The 20,297-nt window shown below is 67.2% G+C and carries 12 protein-coding genes; 9 read left to right on the forward strand and 3 right to left on the reverse strand.

Going from position 1 to position 20,297, the window contains the following annotated elements; genetic code table 11:
• The first annotated feature begins 238 nt into the window (after positions 1-238).
• Positions 239-1,105 carry a universal stress protein gene (locus tag ACFRAH_RS22920; protein WP_377993206.1) on the forward strand — a complete coding sequence of 289 codons (867 nt, stop codon included), beginning with the start codon at positions 239-241 and terminating at the stop codon, positions 1,103-1,105.
• 94 nt (positions 1,106-1,199) lie between these two features.
• On the opposite strand, the gene rarD is transcribed toward ACFRAH_RS22920, so the two are convergent.
• Positions 1,200-2,261, reverse strand: a complete 1,062-nt coding sequence (rarD, locus tag ACFRAH_RS22925) for an EamA family transporter RarD (RefSeq protein WP_377993207.1) — start codon at positions 2,259-2,261, stop codon at positions 1,200-1,202.
• Between the two features lie 115 nt (positions 2,262-2,376).
• Here rarD and ACFRAH_RS22930 point away from each other — a divergent pair, with 115 nt between their 5' ends.
• From ACFRAH_RS22930 to ACFRAH_RS22965, 8 genes are all read left to right on the forward strand, one after another.
• Positions 2,377-3,375, forward strand: a complete 999-nt coding sequence (locus tag ACFRAH_RS22930) for a DNA topoisomerase IB (protein ID WP_377993208.1) — start codon at positions 2,377-2,379, stop codon at positions 3,373-3,375.
• Between the two features lie 122 nt (positions 3,376-3,497).
• The gene (locus tag ACFRAH_RS22935; RefSeq protein ID WP_377993209.1) at positions 3,498-4,934 is read left to right on the forward strand and encodes an FAD-dependent oxidoreductase; all 1,437 of its coding nucleotides are present in this window, start codon (positions 3,498-3,500) and stop codon (positions 4,932-4,934) included.
• A 154-nt stretch (positions 4,935-5,088) separates the two neighbouring features.
• Entirely contained in the window at positions 5,089-6,465 is a 1,377-nt protein-coding gene (locus ACFRAH_RS22940) for a GAF domain-containing protein (RefSeq protein ID WP_377993210.1), read from the forward strand.
• 127 nt (positions 6,466-6,592) lie between these two features.
• Entirely contained in the window at positions 6,593-8,116 is a 1,524-nt protein-coding gene (locus tag ACFRAH_RS22945) for an aldehyde dehydrogenase family protein (protein ID WP_377993211.1), read from the forward strand.
• A gap of 102 nt (positions 8,117-8,218) precedes the next feature.
• The gene (gene adhP, locus ACFRAH_RS22950) at positions 8,219-9,241 is read left to right on the forward strand and encodes an alcohol dehydrogenase AdhP (protein WP_377993212.1); all 1,023 of its coding nucleotides are present in this window, start codon (positions 8,219-8,221) and stop codon (positions 9,239-9,241) included.
• Positions 9,241-9,675, forward strand: coding sequence for a DUF779 domain-containing protein (locus ACFRAH_RS22955; RefSeq protein WP_377993213.1), 435 nt, complete (start codon positions 9,241-9,243; stop codon positions 9,673-9,675). The genes adhP and ACFRAH_RS22955 overlap by 1 nt, the downstream gene beginning before the upstream one ends.
• A 374-nt stretch (positions 9,676-10,049) precedes the next feature.
• A complete protein-coding gene (locus ACFRAH_RS22960) occupies positions 10,050-15,518 on the forward strand; it encodes a peroxidase family protein (protein WP_377993214.1) in 5,469 nt (1,822 codons plus the stop codon).
• A gap of 218 nt (positions 15,519-15,736) precedes the next feature.
• Positions 15,737-17,290 (forward strand): APC family permease, encoded by a 1,554-nt coding sequence (locus ACFRAH_RS22965; protein WP_377993215.1) that lies wholly within the window; start codon positions 15,737-15,739, stop codon positions 17,288-17,290.
• A gap of 119 nt (positions 17,291-17,409) precedes the next feature.
• On the opposite strand, the gene ACFRAH_RS22970 is transcribed toward ACFRAH_RS22965, so the two are convergent.
• Positions 17,410-18,045, reverse strand: a complete 636-nt coding sequence (locus ACFRAH_RS22970; protein WP_377993216.1) for a DUF2461 domain-containing protein — start codon at positions 18,043-18,045, stop codon at positions 17,410-17,412.
• 119 nt (positions 18,046-18,164) lie between these two features.
• Positions 18,165-20,291, reverse strand: a complete 2,127-nt coding sequence (locus tag ACFRAH_RS22975; RefSeq protein ID WP_377993217.1) for a DUF6541 family protein — start codon at positions 20,289-20,291, stop codon at positions 18,165-18,167.
• Positions 20,292-20,297 lie beyond the last annotated feature (6 nt).

Consider the following 20,297-nt stretch of genomic DNA (forward strand, 5'->3'; position numbering starts at 1 on the left):
CAGGGCCAAAACGTGTAGGTTGGCGTTCACCCCCCGGTATTCCCCCGCCGGGCGGGCGGGTAACCAAAAGGTGCCCGGCCCGCCGTCGTTGTTGGCGCCGTCGTACTCCCCGTTGTGTTCCGCCCGCTGGCGCGGGCGCCGCGGTAGAGTCGTCCTCACCACTGCACTTCACGCCGCAGGCCGGTGACCGCCGCCGGAAACCGGGGATCGGTCTGCACTACCCAAAGAGGGGTTTCGCATGCGATACGTAGTCGGTTACACACCCACCGAGCGCGGCGCGGACGCCGTCGCCCTGGCCACGTCGCTGGCCCTGGCCCAGGGCGCCGACCTGGATCTGGTCTATGTGGTAAAGCCGAGCATGCCGTACTTGGCCCTGAACCCGGAGGGCAGCCGGATCAGCGCCGCGGAGCAGGAGGTGCTGACGGCCGAACGGGAGGGCCTGGCACTGGTTCCGGAGGGCCTGCCCGCGAAATTCCACGTGCGGGAGGCCGATTCCTTCGCCGGCGGGCTCATCGACGCGGCGGAGGAATATGAAGCCGGGCTCATCGTGGTGGGCGCCGCCAACACGGGCCTGTTCAAGCGGTACACGGTGGGCAGCGTGGCCAATGCGCTGCTGCACGCATCGCCGGTACCGGTGGCACTCGCGCCGCGCGGCTACCAGCGGACGGCGCCCATCACCCGCCTCACACTCGCCGTGGGGCAGCGGGCCGGTGCCGAGGCTGCAATCGAGACGGCGATCAGGGCTGCAAAACGTCGGGGCGTGCCGCTGCGCCTGGTGTCGCTGGTGGAGCTCGACGCCGCCGGTGATGCCGGGGAGGCCATCAACGCCGCGCACATCCACGCGAACACCGTCCTGACGGCAGCGTCCGGGAAGGTGCCGGCCGGGCACGAGGTTGGCGTGGCTGTTGCCCATGGCCGCACCATCGAGGAAGCCATCGACGGGCTCGAATGGGACGACGGCGAGATCCTCATCGTGGGCTCCTCGCGCCTGGCCGAGAAAAACCGCATGTTCCTGGGCAGCACCGCCAACAAGGTGCTGCGGGCTCTGCCGGTTCCGATGGTGGTGGTGCCGCGCGACTACGACCGCGCGGACTCGGCCCCCTAATCCTGCCCCGGCTTTGAGCGTGAACGTACAGTTGTGGCCCCAAATTCGTGGGGAATTGGGGCCACAACTGTACGTTCGCGCTTGGGGAACGGGCTTAAGCGCCCGCTCGCGCTTCCCGGCGGGCGAGCCGCCGGGCCGCTGAGCTCCTGCGGGTTGCGGCCAGCATGTCCACGGTGAGCACCAGCAGGGCCAGCCACACGACGCCGAAGCCGATCCAGCGCTCAGGCGTCATGGCCTCGCGGAACACCAGCAGGGCCACGATGAACTGCAGCACCGGCGCGAAGTACTGCAGCAGCCCGATGGTGGTCATCGGCAGGCGGCGGGCTGACGCGCCGAAGAACACCAGGGGCACCGCCGTGATGACGCCGGATGCCAGAAGCAGCCAGAAGTGCCCGGCCCCCTGGGTGGTCAGCGAGGCGGTGCCGGTGGCCGCGAGGACAACCATGGTGGCCGCGGCCAGCGGAGCAAGGACAATGGACTCCACGGTTAGGCTGGTGACGGCGTCAACACGCGGCCCCACCCGCTTCTTCACGAAGCCGTACAGGCCGAAGCTGACGGCCAGGGTCAGGGCGATCCAGGGCAGCTTCCCGTAGGACACCGTCAGCACGCCCACGGCGATGAAACCGATTCCGACAGCAGCCCACTGCAGCGGCCTCAGGCGCTCCTTGAGCACGAACACGCCGAGGAGGACGGACACCAGCGGGTTGATGAAGTAGCCCAGTGAGGTCTCGACCGCCTGCCCCGTGGTGACGCCGTAGGTGTACGTCAGCCAGTTCACCGCGATGAGGCCGGCGGCTGCCGCCAGGGTTCCGAGCACGGAGCGGTTCCGCAGGGCAGCGCCCAGAACGCGCCATGCCCGGGTCACGGTGATCAGGAGGGCGCAGAAGATCAGGGACCACACCACACGGTTGGCCACGATTTCCACGGCACTTGCCGGCTGCAGAACGAAGAAGTACAGCGGAAGCAGCCCCCACAGCCCGTACGCGCCAATGCCGAACAGGATTCCCGCCGTCGACTCCTTGTCCACCGCCTTGGGTGCACTTGAGGAAACTGGTGCGCCAGAGGTGCCCGGTGCGCCGGAGGTGGCGGCGCCGGGTGTGCTGGCGGTTGAAACAGCGGAGGAGACGGATCCGTCGGGGTTAGGCACAAGACCCATAACACCATCTTAACGAGGGGTATTCCGCCTGCCAGGTGCGGGTTAGTGCCTGCCGAAGCAAATTAGTCAGTAGGCTTGCCATTATGAGTACCACTCAGCGCGGGTTGAAGGTCCCATGAGGCTCCGCCACAGCAACGCCTCCGGCCGCGGGTACCGGCGGGTGCGGGCCGGTACGGGGTTCAGTTACCGGGACCTGGACGGCTCCACGCTGCCGCCCGGGCCGGTCCGGGACCGGCTGGATGGAATCGGTATCCCGCCCGCCTGGACCGACGTGTGGATAGCACCCTTCGAGAACGGGCATATCCAGGCGACGGGGCTGGACGCCGTGGGCCGCCGCCAGTACATCTACCATCCGGAGTGGCGCGAACGGAAAGACCGTGTGAAGTTCGACCGCGCGCTCCAGCTCGCCGAGTCGCTGCCCACCGCCCGCAGGCTGGTCACCGTGGACCTGAGGTCCGACGGCGTCACCCGCCAGCGCGTTTTGGCCGCGGCTTTCAGGATGCTGGACAGCGGCTCCCTGCGGGTGGGGTCGGAGCGGTACACGAACGAAAACGGCAGCCACGGGCTGGCCACCCTGCTCTGCGCCCACGTCCGTGTCCGCAAAGGCTGCCTGCACCTCAGCTTCCCGGCCAAGAGCGGCAAAACCTGGGAATCGCAGATCGAGGACCCGGACCTTGCCCCGCTGGCCCAGGCCCTCAAGCGGCGCGGCGGCAATGCGCGGCTGCTGGCCTACAAGAACGGCCGGTCGTGGCACCCGCTGACCAGCGCCGACATCAACGGCTACGTGAAGGAACGCACGGGTGATGACTTCACGGCAAAGGACTTCCGGACCCTGCGGGGCACCGCCGCGGCCGCCGTCAGCCTGGCCAGGAGCGGGCCGCAGAAAACGGAGGCCAAGCGGAAACGGGCCATCAGTGTCGCCATGATGGAGGCGGCGGCGGTGCTGGGCAACACGCCGTCGATCGCCCGCAAGAGCTATGTGGACCCCCGGCTGCTGGACCACTTCGCGGCCGGCGAGACCATCGACCCCAAGCGGGTGGATTCGGCTGAGTCGGAGCTGCGGGCACTGCTGTACCGCGAGGGCGATGTGGTGTCGCTGCGCAAAAGCGGCTGATGCCCGCCCCAGGCCGTCACGGGCCGCCGTGCGCCGTCACGGGTGGAACGCCCGGCCGGGCGGACAATTAGAATTGAAAACTGCGCGCCGGTGGGGCGCGGTCTCCCGTTCCGGAAGGGCTTATGGTGTCCAACACAGCTGAATCCACGGCCAAGCGCCCGCTCCGCGTCGCGATCGTCGGCGCAGGACCCGCAGGCGTCTATGCCGCGGACATCCTGACCAAGTCCAACGAGGTCAAGGACGGCGACTTTGAAGTCAGCATCGACCTTTTCGAGGCCTACCCGGCACCCTATGGCCTGATCCGCTACGGCGTGGCCCCGGACCACCCGCGCATCAAAGGCATCGTCAACGCCCTGCACAAGGTCCTGGACCGCGGCGACATCAGGTTCCTGGGCAACGTCACCTACGGCCGGGACCTGACGCTGCACGACTTCCGCGCCTTCTACGACGCCGTCATCTTCTCCACCGGTGCCATCAAGGACGCCGGCCTGGACATCCCCGGCGTCGGGCTCGAGGGCTCCTACGGTGCTGCGGACTTCGTGTCCTGGTACGACGGGCACCCCGAGGTGTCCCGCGAATGGCCGCTGGACGCCAAGGAAATCGCGGTCATCGGCAACGGCAACGTGGCGCTGGACGTGGCGCGGATGCTGGTGAAGCACGCCGACGAGCTCCTGGTCACCGAGATCCCGGACAACGTGTACCAGGGCCTGAAGAACTCGCCGGTGACGGACGTCCATGTCTTCGGCCGCCGCGGCCCCGCCCAGGTGAAGTTCACGCCGCTGGAGCTGCGCGAACTCAGCCACGCCCGCGACGTCGACATTGTGCTGTACCCGGAGGACTTCGAATTCGACGAAGCGTCCGACGACGCGATCCGGAGCAACAACCAGACCAAGACCATGGTGAACACCATGACCAACTGGCTCGTCGAGGAGCATGCCGAGGCTGAACAGCCGTCCTCCCGGCGCCTGCACCTGCACTTCCTGCACAGCCCGGTCGAGATTTACGACGACGGCGGGACTGGCAAGGTTTCCGGCATCAAGTTCGAGCGCATGCAGCTCGACGGCACCGGCAACGTCAAAGGCACGGGGGAGTTCATCGACTACCCGGTGCAGGCCGTCTACCGTGCCATCGGCTACCACGGCTCCGCGCTGGACGAGCTGGAATACGATGCCAAGCGCGGGGTTGTCCCCAACGAAGGCGGCCGCGTCCTCGACGCCGACGGGAACCCGGTCCCCGGCATCTACACCACCGGCTGGATCAAGCGCGGTCCCGTGGGCCTGATCGGGCACACGAAGGGCGACGCCCTGGAAACCATCGGCTTCCTCCTCGAGGACCGGCTCACCCTGCCGCCGGCGCAGAACCCTGACCCGCAGGCGATCATCGACCTCCTCGAGGAGCGCGGCATCGAGTACACCACGTGGGAGGGCTGGAACAAGCTGAACGCCCACGAGGAAGCCCTCGGAACCTCGTGGACGGAATCCGCCGCGTCGGACGGCGTGGTGCGCGAACGCATCAAGGTGGTGCCGCGCGAGGAGATGATCCAGATCTCCCGCGCCTGACCCCCCGGGTAGCGAGTTTTTGTACAGATAATGGCCGTTTGGCACGTTTCAAACCCCATTATCTGTACAAAAACTCCAGCCCACGCGGCCCTACTGCCGGGCCCCCGGGTGGGCTAGAATGTCGCGGGCAAGCGTTTGGGCGAGTGGGAGTTCGATGAAGAACCTGATCCAGCCGGCGGCACCCGAAACCATGGATTCGGTGTTGCTGCAGCGCCGCGCCCTGGCAAGCCATGAACTCCTGGACAGCCGGCCGGACGCGGTCCCGTTCCCGGACGCTGAAGAGATCCCGGGCCTGCGCCGGCTGATCCGCGAATCCTGGCAGCGGTCCGCCAAGCTGCAAGCCAATCCCGACCTCCCCGAGGCCCCGCTGGCCATAGCCGCGGACGAGCTTGAGGAATACCGGCGCCAGCACCCCCTGGCCGCCATCATGCCCGTGATCCAGAAGCTCCTCATCCGGCCCAGCCACGACAGCGGCCTGTTGGTAGCCGTCGGCGACGAAGTGGGCAGGCTGCTCTGGGTGGAGGGCGATACCGGCGCGCGCAGCCGCGCCGAGGGCATGATGTTCGTTCCCGGCGCCGACTGGTCGGAGGCGACCGTGGGCACCAGCGCCCCCGGGACCGCGCTCGCGTTGGGCCGCGGCATCCAGATTTCCGGCGCCGAGCACTACAAACGGTCCGTCCACCCGTGGAGCTGCACCGCGGTGCCGTTCCAGGACCCCGACTCCGGCGCGCTGCTGGGGGTCGTGGACATCACCGGCACGGAGGCCGCCGTCGCTCCGCACACGCTCTCGCTCGTGGAGGCGACCGTGGCGGCCGCCCAGGCCCAGTTGCGCGTCGAGCGCCTGCAGCTGGCCGCCGAGCAGGACCGCGTTAAGGCACGACGGCGGCACCCGGGTTCGGGGGCGGCCGGCGGTACCGCCCGGGAAGGCAGCCTGTACCGCAACAGCCTGCAGCTGCTGGGCCGCGACCATGCACTGCTCAGCATCGAGGGCCGCAGCGTGGTGCTCTCCGCCCGGCACAGCGAGATCCTGGCCCTGCTCAGCACGCACCCGGACGGGCTCAGTGCCGAGGAGCTGAGCGTCCTCCTCTACCCGGGGGACGGCTCCACCATCACCCTGCGCGCCGAGATGGTCCGCCTCCGGAAGGTGCTGCAGCAGCTGAACCCCGCCGCGGTGCCGGAGTCCCGGCCGTACAGGCTGGCCATGGACCTCCTGCCGGACAGCAGCCAGGTGCTCACCTGCCTGCAGCGCGGCGCGCACCGGATCGCCCTGGACATCTACCGCGGCGCCGTCCTGCCCCGCTCGGAGGCGCCCGGCGTCGTCGAGCTCCGGAACCGCGTCTCCGCACTGATGCGGGAGGCCGTCCTGACGGACGGCAGCGCGGAGTCCCTGCTCAAGTACGCGGAACTGCCGGAGGCAGCCGACGACGCCGGCGTCCGCCGTGCCGCGCTGAAGCTCCTGCCGCCGCGCTCGCCCAAGCGGGCCGCCGTCGTCGCCGACCTGGAGCGGCTGGAAGCCGAACTGGGCGCTTAGCCTCCGCCTCCTTGTGACCGCAGTCACTGCAGCTGCAACCTGGCTGCAACCTGCCCGCTCCTAGGCTCAATGCATCGGCGATCGCCACGAGACATCGCCTCCGTGTTGCACAGCAAAGGAGCTAGCAATGACCGTTTACGCACAGCCCGGCACCGAAGGTTCGAAGGTCACGTTCAAGGACCGCTACGAGAACTGGATCGGCGGCGAATGGGTTGCACCCGTGAAGGGCCAGTACTTCGAGAACATCACCCCTGTCACCGGCAAGCCCTTCTGCGAGGTGGCGCGCGGGACTGCCGAAGACATCGAACTCGCCCTGGACGCCGCGCACAAGGTTGCACCCTCTTGGGGCAAAACCTCGGTGGCCGAACGCGCCGCGGTCCTGAACAGGATCGCCGACCGCATCGATGAGAACGTCGAGCTGCTCGCCGTCGCAGAGACCTGGGACAACGGCAAGCCGGTCCGCGAAACGCTCAACGCGGACATCCCGCTGGCCGCAGACCATTTCCGCTACTTCGCCTCCGCCGTCCGGGCACAGGAAGGCCGGCTGTCGCAGCTCGACGACGACACCACCGCCTACCACTTCCACGAGCCGCTCGGCGTCGTCGGCCAGATCATCCCGTGGAACTTCCCCATCCTGATGGCCGTCTGGAAGCTGGCCCCTGCGCTCGCGGCGGGCAACGCCGTCGTCCTCAAGCCCGCGGAACAGACGCCGACGTCCATCCTGGTGCTGATCGAACTCATCGGCGACCTGCTGCCGGCGGGCGTGGTCAACGTGGTCAACGGCTTCGGCGTCGAGGCCGGCAAACCGCTGGCCTCCAGCCCGCGGATCCGCAAGATCGCCTTCACCGGCGAGACCACCACCGGCCGGCTGATCAGCCAGTACGCCTCCAACAACCTGATCCCCGTAACGCTGGAACTCGGCGGCAAGAGCCCGAACATCTTCTTCAACGACGTCGCCGAATCCAACGACGCGTTCTACGACAAGGCGCTGGAAGGCTTCGCCCTGTTCGCATTCAACCAGGGCGAGGTCTGCACCTGCCCGTCCCGCGCCCTGGTCCAGGAGGGCATCTACGACTCCTTCATGGCCGACGCCCTGGCCCGGACCGAGAAGATCATCCAGGGCAACCCGCTGGACACCGACACCCAGATCGGCGCCCAGGCCTCCAACGACCAGCTCGAGAAGATCCTCTCCTACATCGACATCGGAAAGCAGGAGGGCGCCAGGGCACTCACCGGCGGCGCACGCGCCGAACTGCCCGGGGACCTGGCCGGTGGCTACTACGTCCAGCCCACGATCTTCGAGGGCCACAACCGGATGCGCATCTTCCAGGAAGAGATCTTCGGCCCCGTGGTGTCCGTGACCCGCTTCAGCGACTACAACGACGCGATGGGCATCGCCAACGACACCCTGTACGGCCTCGGCGCCGGCGTCTGGTCCCGCAACGGCAACGTCGCCTACAGGGCAGGCCGCGAGATCCAGGCCGGCCGCGTCTGGGTCAACAACTACCACGCCTACCCGGCCGGCGCCGCGTTCGGCGGCTACAAGTCCTCCGGCATCGGGCGTGAGAACCACGCCATGATGCTGGACCACTACCAGCAGACCAAGAACCTGCTGGTCAGCTACAGCGAAAACAAGCTTGGCTTCTTCTAAAGATCGGGGCGCTCCCGTCGTGTCGACTCCGTCGCCACGACGGGGCCCTCGCGCCCCACTCCACCCCCAAAAAACCGATTCAACGACGCAAGGATTTCGCCAATGACGACGACAATGCAAGCAGCCGTAGTAACCGAATTCGCCAAGGACCTCCAGATCCAGGACATTCCCGTTCCCGCGCCGGGCCGCGGGCAGGCCCTGGTCAAACTGATCACCAGCGGTGTCTGCCACACCGACCTTCACGCTGCGGAAGGGGACTGGCCGGTCAAGCCCTCGCCTCCCTTCGTGCCCGGCCACGAAGGCGTGGGCGAGGTGGTGGCCCTCGGCGAGGGCGTGACCGACCTCGCCGTCGGGGACCTGGTGGGCAACGCCTGGCTGTGGTCCGCCTGCGGCGACTGCCAGTACTGCCGCACCGGCTGGGAAACGCTGTGCGAGGCCCAGAAGAACGCCGGCTACAGCGTGGACGGCTCCTTCGGCGAGTACATGCTGGTGGACAGCCGGTTTGCCGCCCGGATTCCGGCGGGCTCGGATCCCGTGGAGGTTGCGCCCGTGCTCTGTGCCGGCGTCACCGTCTACAAGGGGCTGAAAATGACCGAGGCCAAGCCGGGGGAGTGGGTCACCATCTCCGGCATCGGCGGCCTGGGGCACATCGCCGTCCAGTATGCCGTGGCCATGGGGCTGCGTGTCGCCGCCGTCGACATCGCGGACGACAAACTCGCCCTCGCCCGGAAGCACGGCGCCGAGCTCACCGTCAACGCCCTCCACGAGGATCCCGCCGAAGTCATCCAGCGTGTAACAGGCGGCTGCCACGGCGTCCTGGTCACGGCGGTGCACCCGTCGGCCTTCGGCCAGGCCATCGGCATGGCACGCCGCGGCGGCACGATCGTGTTCAACGGCCTTCCGCCGGGCGACTTCCCGGCGCCGATCTTCGAGATCGTGCTCAAGGGCCTGACCGTCCGCGGCTCCATCGTGGGCACCCGGCAGGACCTGGAGGAGGCACTGGACTTCTACGCGCAGGGCAAGATCCACCCCACGGTGTCCACGCGGGAACTCTCGGAAGTCAATGCGGTCCTCGACGAGATGAAGCACGCGAAGATCGACGGCCGCGTGGTGCTGAGGTTCTGATGCCCGGCACCAGGCTGGACGCCGCGGTGACGCTGCCCGGGGAGGATTTCTCCCGGGTGGCGCTCACCGCCGAGGCGGTCTCGCTGCTGCGGACGCTCTGGGACCGGCACGGGCCGCTCATGTTCCACCAGTCCGGCGGCTGCTGCGACGGCTCAGCGCCCATGTGCTACCCGAGTGGGGAGTTCCTCACCGGCGACTCGGATGTGCTGCTGGGACAGTTTGATCTCTCCGTTGACGACGGCGGAGGGCCCGTTTCCGCGGACGACGGCGGCCGGCCGCTTGAGTTCTGGATGTCCAGGGAACAATTCGGCTACTGGAGCCACACCCACCTGACGGTGGATGTGGTGGATGGCCGGGGAAGCGGATTTTCCGTGGAAGCGCCGGAAGGCAAGCGCTTCCTGATCCGCTCCACACTCATGGATTGGCCGGTGTAAGCCGACGGGTTTTCGCACCGGAATTCCAAGTTTCATGCCGCACAGGCGGGGCCACAGGCTAGTGGCCCCGCCTGTGTGTTGCCTGTTAATCCACTGATTGGAAACCCCCAATTTGGGTGGATCCGGCAGCCAAATAGCTCCGATCCGGCCGCTTCCACAAGGTTTTCACGGGCATGTCCACGGACGATGGCACGGTCATAACCCCTCCTAGCGGCAGGTGTGCCATGAATGTCTCAGCATGGAAGTCAGACGGTGATGCGGATCAAAGTCGATCCGCTTCACCCACCGATCCACCAACCAACCGGCGTCAACGACGCAGAAAGCGCGGCAAGCAAGCCATCTCCTTCCGGACAGTGGCAGCAGTAACCACACTGATGATGCCAATCGCCATGGGTTTGCCCGTGGTCGCGGCCAACGCGGTGCAGGCACCGGTGGGCGAAGGTTTCACCATCACTCCCTCCGATCTCTCCTTTATCCTGAAGCAGATCAAGATCGCCGAAGCCCACGTTGCCAACACGACCTCGGCCACCGGCCCCTGCGGGGCGCTGATCGGCACTGGCCCCAACCAGATCCCGAGCCCCCTGGTTTCCCAGGGCCTCCGGACGGTGGACGGGTCATGCAACAACCTCCAGGCGGGCCAGGAGACCTTCGGTGCAGCCGACCAGAAGTTCCCGCGCCTGACCACACCCGTGTTCAAGAATGCGGAGAACTCGCCTCCCGCATTCGGGCCTTCGCAGCCGACGTCGTACGCGCAGAAGAAGGGCAATGTCTTCGACTCCGAGCCCCGCACGATCAGCAACCTGATCGTGGACCAGACCTCCACCAACCCGGCGGCAGTCGCCGCGGCAGGTAACCCGGTCCGGACCCAGGGCAACCCGGGCGTTGTTCCCTGCACCACTGACCCGGATCCGCTGGCGACCCCGCCCGTCGCCGGTGTTCCCGCGGACTGCGTGCCGTCCCACAGCACGCTGTTCATCGAAAACGTGACCACCGACGTCGGCCTCTCGCCGCCCTACAACTCGATGTTCACGCTCTTCGGCCAGTTCTTCGACCACGGCGTGGACCAGACCGTCAAGAGCGGCGGAACAGTCTTCGTTCCGCTGAAGGATGACGATCCGCTGATCGCCGGTCCGGACCACGTCTTCGGTAACGCGGACGACCTCGATCCGAACCTGCGCTTCATGGTGCTGACCCGCGGCCAGAACCAGCCAGGTCCTGACGGCATCCTGGGCGATAACCCCGCGACGCCTGCCGATGAAAGCGCCGACGACATCCAGGACGCGAACAACACGGACTCGCCCTGGGTCGACCAGAGCCAGACCTACACCTCGCATTCCTCACACCAGGTGTTCCTGCGGGAGTACGTTGACAACACCGACGGCAAGCCCGTCGCCACCGGCAAGCTCCTCGGCGGACCTGCCGGACCCACCGCCGGCGGCATGGCCACCTGGGCCACCACCAAGGCCCAGGCTTCGGCGCGCCTCGGAATCCAGCTGCTCGACAAGGACGTCCTGAATGTCCCCATGGTCGCCGCAGACCCGTACGGCAAGTTCATCCCCGGCCCGGCCCGCGGACTTCCGCAGTTCGTGACCGACACCGGACTCGTTGAGGCCGACCGCGCCGACAACGGCGGCCTGGGCACCCTGGTGCCGGCGAACGTCAAGTACTTTGACACGCCGTTCCTGACGGACATCGCCCACAACGCGGACCCGTCACCGCAGGACACCGACCACAACCCGGCAACGCCGAAGGTGACGCCCGCGAAGGATGCGGACAGCACACCCTCCGCCGATTTCGCCAACCAGGCACCGGGCACTTACGACGACGAGATGCTGGATGCGCACTTCATCGCCGGTGACGGCCGCGTCAACGAGAACATCGGCCTGACGGCTATCCACCAGATCTTCCACTCCGAACACGACCGGCTCGTGGACGACATCGAGAACATCCTGACCAACGACACCTCCGCCAGTGGCGTCGCGGCTTTGCCCGAATGGAAGCTGGCTGCCGGTGCCGGCGGCTGGAACGGCGAGCGGCTCTTCCAGGCTGCACGGTTCATCACGGAAATGGAATACCAGCACCTGGTCTTCGAGGAGTTCGCCCGCAAGGTTCAGCCTGCGATCAACCCCTTCGAGCCGTTTGCGTTCACCCAGACGGAGCTCAACCCCGCGGTCAAGGCGGAATTCGCCCACGCGGTCTACCGCTTCGGCCACTCCATGCTGACCGAAACGATCTCGCGCCGGAACGAGGACGGGGCCGGCCCCGACACCGTGTTCGGCACATCCGACGACACCCGGGGCAGCCAGAACGACATCTCCCTGCTTGACGGCTTCCTCAACCCGCCCGAGTACACCAACGGCGGGCCTGCCGGGCCGCTGACCTCGGAAGAGGCGGCCGGAAGCATCATCATGGGCATGTCGGACCAGGCCGGCAACGAGCTCGATGAGTTCGTGACGGACACGCTCCGCAACAACCTGCTGGGCCTGCCCCTGGACCTTCCGACCATCAACATGACGCGGGCCCGTTCTGAAGGCATTCCGCGGCTGAACGTCCTTCGCCGGGAGCTTTTCAACAAGACGAATGACGGCCAGCTGAAGCCCTACACCAGCTGGGTCGACTACGGCGAGAACCTCAAGCACCCGGAGTCGCTCGTCAACTTCGTGGCCGCCTACGGTCTGCACCCGTCCATCACCGGCGCAACGACGCTGGCGGGCAAGCGGGAGGCCGCACGGCTGATCGTCAGCCCCGCGGCCGGCGATGTTCCTCCGGCTGACGCAGCGGCGTTCATGAACAGCACGGACGCCTGGGCCAACGATGGCGCAAGCTCGATCACCGGCCTGGACAACGTTGACCTCTGGGTCGGCGGCCTCGCGGAGCAGACGGTTGTCTTCGGTGGCCTGCTGGGCAGCACCTTCAACTACGTGTTTGAGAACCAGCTGACGGATCTGCAGAACGGTGACCGCCTGTACTACCTGGCGCGCACACCGGGCATGAACCTGAGGGCGCAACTGGAAGGCAACTCGTTCGCCGAACTGATGATGCGCAACACGAACGTGAAGAGCCTGAAGGCCGATGCGTTCGCCACCTCGGACTGCAAGTTTGAACTGAAGAATCTGGCAGGCACCGTGGATGGTTTTGCGGCCGGCGGCAACACGGTAGCGAACGACCCGGACTCAGAGTGCGATGAGTCGGCCGTCCTGATCCGCATGGCCGACGGCACCATCAAGTACCGGGCGAGGAACACTGTTGACCCCTCGGGTATCAACGGCCAGAGCGTCTACAACGGCACGGCCGGCGTGGACCGCATCTTCGGCGGAAACGACAGCGACACCTTCTGGGGCGGTGAAGGCAACGACGTCATCGAAGGCGGTGACGGAGCCGACGTCGCACTCGGTGGCGAAGGCGACGACATCATCACCGACCTCGCCGGTGACGACGTCCACAAGGGCGGACCGGGCAACGATGCCATCGACACCGGCCCCGGCCTGGACATCATCATGGGTGGGGACGGCAAGGACTTCATGAACGGCGGCGCCAACGCTAACGAGACCTTCGCCGGACCCGGTGACGACTTCATCCTGCTTGGTCAGAGCCTTGACGCCGCGTTCGGCGACAGCGGCGACGACTGGGAAGAGGGCGGCGACCAGCCCGACCTGATGCAGGGTGACAGCGGCAACCTGTTCTTCCTGGATGATTCCCAGAAGCCCGGCCACGACATCCTCGTCGGCCAGGGCGGCGACGACGACTACGACATGGAGGGCGGCGACGACATCGGCGTCGGCGGCCCCGGCATCGAGAAAGTCGCCGGAGCCTCCGGTTACGACTGGGAGACCGGTCAGGGCGATCCGCAGGCACAGGACCTGGACCTCGCCCTGCCGCTTGTCCCGCTCGACATCCTGACGGTTGATGTCCGCGACAAGTTCAACGAACTCGAGGCCGCCTCCGGCTGGAAGTTCGATGACAAGATCCGCGGCGACGACGTCGTTCCCAGCGCTGTTGGAGGCGGCGGGTTCATCGGATGCAACGTTCTGGATCAGGCCGGTGTGGACCGGATCGCCGGACTTGGCGACCTGGTGACGACCTTCCCGACGCTGGCTTCCGATGTTGCGGCCGCCTCGGCGGGCAAGGACTGCCCGCTCCTGACCGGTACTAACGTCTGGGGTGAAGGCAACATCCTCCTCGGCGGCAGCGGCAGCGACCTTCTCGAGGGCCGCGGCGCCAACGACATCATCGACGGCGACCGCTACCTCAGCGTCCGTCTCAGTGTCCGCACCAACGCGGCAGATCCGGCAAGCGAGATCGGCAGCGCCAGCATTGAAGGGCCGGGGCAGAGCGCCATGAACAGCCGGTACCTGAAGGACGCCAGCGGCAACCTGACGGGACAGACGCTCCAGGAAGCTGTCTTCGCGGGAACCGTGAACCCGGGCAACATCGTGGCGGTCCGCGAGATCCTCACGGGCTCGGGCGGCATTGACTCGGCAGTGTTCACCGGGGCGGAGGCCGATTACACGGTCACCACCACCGGAGGCGACGGGACCCTCGGCTCGCCGGGTTCGACCACCACGGTGACGGACAACGCGGGCACCGACGGCACCGACACCCTGCGGAACGTCGAACGCCTCGTGTTCGCTGACAGTGTTGCTCCGGCTGCACCCGTCATCGGCGTGGCAACGGCCGGCAACGGCCAGGCAACGGTCAACTTCACCCCGGCAGCAGGCGGCGTCGCCACCGGCTTCGAGGTGCGGGTGGTCAACGCAGCCGGAACCCAGGTGGGCGCGCTCCGGACGGCAGACGCCGGATCCACCAGCCTGGTTGTGACGGACCTGCCCAACGGAACCCCTGTCCGGTTCCAGGTGCGGGCACTGAACGCGATCGGCACCAGCGCCTTCTCGGCACTGTCCAACACGGTCACTCCTTCCGCTCCGGTCCTTGCCGCCGCGCCGGCGATCGGCACGGTAACGGCCGGCACCGCGGAGGCAACGGTGCGGTGGAGTGCCCCCGCGGCAGTTCCCAACGCCACGGCTGTCACTCAGTACCGGGTTCGCGTCTTCGTCGGAACGGCCGCCACGCCGACCCGCGAAGAAATCGTCGGCAACGTCAGCAACACGGTGGTAACGGGTCTGATCAATGGCACGGGCTACACGTTCGATGTCTCGGCGATCAACTCGGCAGGCACGGGAGCACCTTCGGCCCGCAGCGCGCTCGTTACGCCGCGGACCGAGTTCGTGGCCCCGACCGTCTCGGGCAGGACGCCTGCAGCAGGTGCCACGTCCGTCAGCCAGACGAACAACCTGAGCGTGACGTTCAGCGAGCCGGTGGCGAATGTCAGCACGGGCACCGTGGTGCTGCGGCTCGGCACCACGATCGTCCCGGCGACGGTGACGTACAACAACGCAACGAGGACGGCAACGGTGAACCCGAACGCCACCCTCCAGGCCGACCGTACGTACTCGCTGGCTGTCTCGTCAGTCCGTGACACCGCCGGCAACACCATCGCATTCACGTCATGGCAGTTCACCACCGGCCCCGCTCCGACCGTTGCCTCCGTTACCCCCGGTATCGGCGCCAACAACGTGAGCCGGACGGCGAACGTCCTGGTCCGCTACAGCGAGCCGGTGACGAATGTCAGCACCGGAACTGTGGTGCTGCGGCGCGGCGGCCTGACCGGCCCGGTCGTTACGGCGACGGTGACCTACAACGCCACGACGCGGACGGCAACGCTGAACCCGTCGGCAACGCTGGCGGCGAACACCACCTACACCGTGGCAACGTCATCCGTGCGGGACCTGGCGGGCAACCCGCTGGCCTTCCGTTCCTGGACGTTCAGGACAGGTACCAGGTAACCCAGTCGAGGCTGGCGGCCCATGCCAGGGCCGCCAGCCTTCCCGCTAGGACCCACGCCCGGCCCTCCACCACACCGCGCAGCCGCAGCGCGGAGGAGGGTCGGGCGTGGTTTTGCACCCGGTCCGTCTCAGTATTTGGGACAAATGCGGCCGTCCATTGGATGGACACTACACTTGATAGGTCTGTTTCCATCCCCTATCAGGATTGTGGACTTCCAATGAACCTTTTCCGGACCAAATCCATCGAGCAGTCAATTGCCGACGCCGATGAGCCCGGACGCAAGCTGAAGCGCTCCCTGAGCACCTGGGACCTCATGATCATGGGCGTCGCCGTGGCCGTCGGCGCCGGCATCTTCTCCGTGGGCGCCAAGGCCGCTGCGAACTTCGCAGGCCCCGCCGTCACCGCTTCCTTCCTGGTCGCCGCCATCACCTGCGCACTGGCGATCATGTGCTACGCCGAGTTCGCCACCGCCATCCCCGTGGCCGGCTCCGCCTACGTCTTCACCTACGCCACCATGGGTGAGATTCTGGCCTGGATCATCGGCTGGAACCTCATCCTGGAGCTCTTCACCGCCGCTGCAGTGATCGCCAAGTACTGGGGCATCTACCTCAGCAAGGTCTTTGCCCTCATGGGCATGGAGATACCGCCCGCCATCTCAATCGGCGGCGTTGACCTGTACTGGGGCGCCTTCCTCATCGTGGCCATCTTCACGGTGCTGCTGGTGCTCGGCACCAAGCTTTCCGCCCGGGTGGGCAACATCTTCACGCTGATCAAGATCGGCGTGGTGGTCTTCGTGATCGTTGTGGGCTTCAGCTACGTGAAGTTCTCCAACTACACCCCCTTCGTCCCGGCGTCTGAACCGACGGCCAACGCCGGTGCGGCGGACGTCATGAAGCAGTCCTTCTTCGGCTTCCTCACCGGTGCCGCACCCGCGCAGTACGGCACCCTCGGAATCTTCGCCGGCGCCGCGCTGGTGTTCTTCGCCTTCATCGGCTTTGACGTCGTGGCCACCTCCGCGGAAGAGGTCAAGAACCCGCAGAAGACCCTGCCCCGCGGCATCTTCGGCGGCCTCGCCCTGGTCACGCTGCTGTACATCCTGGTGTCCCTCGCCTTGACCGGCATGGTCTCCTACACGCAGCTCGCCGCGGCGGAAAGCCCCACCCTCACCACGGCCTTCGAGGCCGTGGGCAACACTGACGCCGCGAAGGTGATCGCCTTCGGTTCCCTCGTCGGCCTGACCACGGTGATCATGGTGCTCCTCATGGGCCTGGCCCGGGTTGTGCTGGCCATGAGCCGCGACGGCCTGCTGCCGCGCTCCCTGTCCAGGACCAGCGAAAAGCGTTCGACGCCGGCCCGCCTCCAGATCATCTGCGGCGCCGCTGTTGCCCTGGTTGCCGCCCTCACCAACGTGGACCTGCTCGAGGAAATGATCAACATCGGCACCCTGTCCGCGTTCGTGATGGTCAGCCTGGGCATCCTGGTGCTGCGCAGGAAGCGCCCCGACCTGAAGCCTGCCTTCCGGGTCCCGTTCGGCAAGGTGCTTCCCGTTGTGTCCGCGGTGCTGTGCCTGTACCTGATGACCAACCTTGCTGTGGAGACCTGGATCTTCTTCGGCATCTGGCTGGTAGTTGGCATCGCCATCTACTTCGCCTACGGGCAGCGGCACTCCCGCCTCAACGAGAAGTTCGCCGGTGCCAAAGCTGCGGTGGACGGCCGGACGTCCGGCCTCGATGACCGGGACGACGACGAGGACGCACTCACCCGCGTCTAGCTGATCCCAGCACAGGCCTGACCCCCTTTCAGCCGGGCCTGTACTTGTCCAGCACAGGCCTGACCCCCTTCAGCCGGGCCTGTACTTGTTGAACGAACCGCCGCCCCCTGATGCAACCGTCAGGGGGCGGCGTGCCGTCCCACCCAGTCCACCAGCGGGCGGAGCTGTTCCCAGAGCCCGGCAATCTCGCGTTCGGCGTCCGGGGAGCCGAGCCATTCGGGCTCGCCGAGGGTAACCCCGGCCGAGAGCGACTTGTGCTTCAGCAGTTCGCCGCGGGGATGATCCTTCGGAAAGCCCCGGGGCACGGTTTTCAGTTTCTCGCCTTCGATGGCGAATCCGGCCGCCGCGACCGCGTCCACGATGTGCTGCAACTGTTCGCCGGTGCTCCCCGCGTCCACCGAATTCCGGTACCGGACCAGCTGAGCGGGTGAATGCGAGTGGTAGCCGCCCCCAACCAGCAGGCCGTCGGCGCTGATCTGGAGGTAATAGCCCACGCCCTCCTGGTACGAGGCGAAGGCGCCCTGGGCGGTCTTGTACGGTGACTTGTCCGGGGAGAACCGGACATCGCGGTTGGGCCGGAAAATCTTGCCCGGTCCAAAGCGCGGCTCAAGGTCCGCGAGGAGCGCCTGGATCGGAGCCTTGACGGAATCCTGGTACACCGCCGAATGGGCATGCCACCAGTCGCGGTTGTTGTTCTCCTCCAGCTCAGCGTAGAACTTCGTTGCGGCGGCCGGGATGCCCTCGAATGTGCTCATGGTTGAAGCCTAGGGATTTGCCGCGACTCCGGCCATGGCCGCGCGCTCCTATGTGGAACACGGCCCATATGTGGAAAGCCGCGCCCATGTGGAACATCCGCGGTGCCGGTACGCGGCTGCTACCGGCAGGCAGTAATCCGGTACAAGGTGCGGCCCTCCGCGGACGCCACTTTTTCAAAGCCCTGCTCCGTGGGCACGTTGTAGAAACCCGGCCAGCGCTTCAGGCTGACGCTGCCGTGAGACCCGCCGGGGGCGTCCTCATAGAAGTAAGTGGCGCCGACCTTGCGCACAGCATCACAGACGGCAGGGTCAGCTGCCAGCCGGTTGAAGCCGGTGCGGAGCAGCTCCTTGGCCGCGCTGCCGGCTGTCGGCGCGCCCAGTTGAGTGTAGACGACGTGCCGGCCCGTCAGCGCATAGAAGTAGGTTTCGCCGTTGAACGGGTCCCCGATCACCACCGCATCGTCCGGCAGCATGGAGCCGGCCCGCTCAATGAAGGCCTGCTCGCCGCTGGAAAGCACGCCGGCCCCTGGTTTGTCGGAGACTGTGTAATTCTGCGCCGACACCGCCACGCGTTCCACGGAACGGTAGCTTCCGGAACCCACATACAGCGCACCGGTGACAGCAGCAGCGGCAACCGTGAACAGGATGGCGGGAACGGGCCACCGTCCGGCGGCGGGTCTGGCTTCATGAGGGCGTGCGGAAATAACGCGCATCACCGCCCTGACCGCGGCACCTGTCACCACGGCAATGGCCAGCGCGGCCAGCAGGCTCCCCGCCATGGCGATGAACGGTGCAATCCGCTGGGTGTCCTTGTACCAGAAGCCGGTGAGCCACCGCAGCCCGTTTTCGGGACCCGCGGCAAGCACGTAGAGCCCCACGAAGGCCAGCCAGGTGGCGGCCAGCGGCCTCGCCTCCCGGACAAAAACAGCCACAACGGCGCCAAGAATCACCAGCAGTCCCACTGCGATGTTGAAGTCGTCCGGTGCGGGCGGGGAGAGCGCCGGGAAGCGCGGCAGGTCGAAGAAGGCAAGGTACAGGGAATCCGGGACTGCTGCCCGTACAGCCCGGCGGTAGGCCATGACGCCTGCCAGCAGGCGGGAGTTGGCCAGCACCGACCACGCCGCTGCCGCAAGGAGCACCGCGACCAGCACAGCCGCAAGGGTGGGGAGGGGACGGCGACGCACCCCGCGCACCAGCAGCGGCAGGAAGCGCGCGGCCACGAAGGGCAGGACTGCTACGGCAATGGCAAACAGGGCGCTGGGGTGGGCCGCAGCGCAGCCGCCGAGGACGGCCACGAGGATGATGGCCAGCGGGATGTGCCCGCGGGCCGGCGCCCCCGCCCGCGTACCCGCCTGCATGCCTGACCTCCCGGCAGATGGCCCGGCGGATGGCCCGGCGGATGCCACGGCCGTTGGCCCGGCAGGAGTCCCTGCGGACGTCACGCGGCGCAGCAGCAGCACGGCCAGGGCCAGCGTCGCGGGCACCAGGGCGGTGGCGAGCCCGTTGGGCCACTGGCCGCTGCGGAGGAGCTGGGAAAAGGGGAAGCTGATGAAGGAGGCACCAACCAGCGGCGTCAGCGCCCATGCCGCAGGATGCCGCGGCAGCACGGCCGTGGCCAGGAACGCCAGGCCGGCCGGCCAGATCAGGCCGCCGATGACGATCGAGGACAGGTTGGCCGCTTCGGAGACGCTGCCCGGAACGAGGGCAACGGCGCTGTGCCAGCCCGCCGGGTAGTACGTGGCGCGGCCGGCGCCGAAAATCGGGGCGATGCTCCATGGAGTGGCCTGGCCGGATTCCTGGATCCAGCGCAATGCGTTCAGGTGGAAGATCGGATCCCAGCCCTGCGAGGCGGTGGCGGGGTCGCCGATGCCGCGGAGCAGGGCGAGGCAGGTAACAGCGGAACCGAGGGCAGTTGCTGCCCCTACCGCAAGCCACGTCGGCAGGCCGGCGCTGCCGGGCGCCAGGGGCTGTCCGAGGGCGAACCGCCTTCCGGCAAGCCATGCCAGGAGGACCAGCGGGAGGGCCGTGAGCGCGGCAGTGGCGGCGTTCCATGGGAGGCCGAGGGCCGCCGTCGCAAAACTGCCGGCCAGAAGCATCAGCAAGGTGACAGCGGGACTGAGCGCGATGGCCGCCGGCCAGCCCGGTTTCAGCGGCAGGAGAACAAGGAGTCCCGGGAGGAAGAACGCCGTGACTAGGAATACAACGGTCGGGGCCGAGGAGGTCAGCCCGGAAAGCCAATCAAGCATGGTCGG

This window comes from Arthrobacter sp. NPDC056727, assembly GCF_042790555.1.
GTDB lineage: Bacteria > Actinomycetota > Actinomycetes > Actinomycetales > Micrococcaceae > Arthrobacter.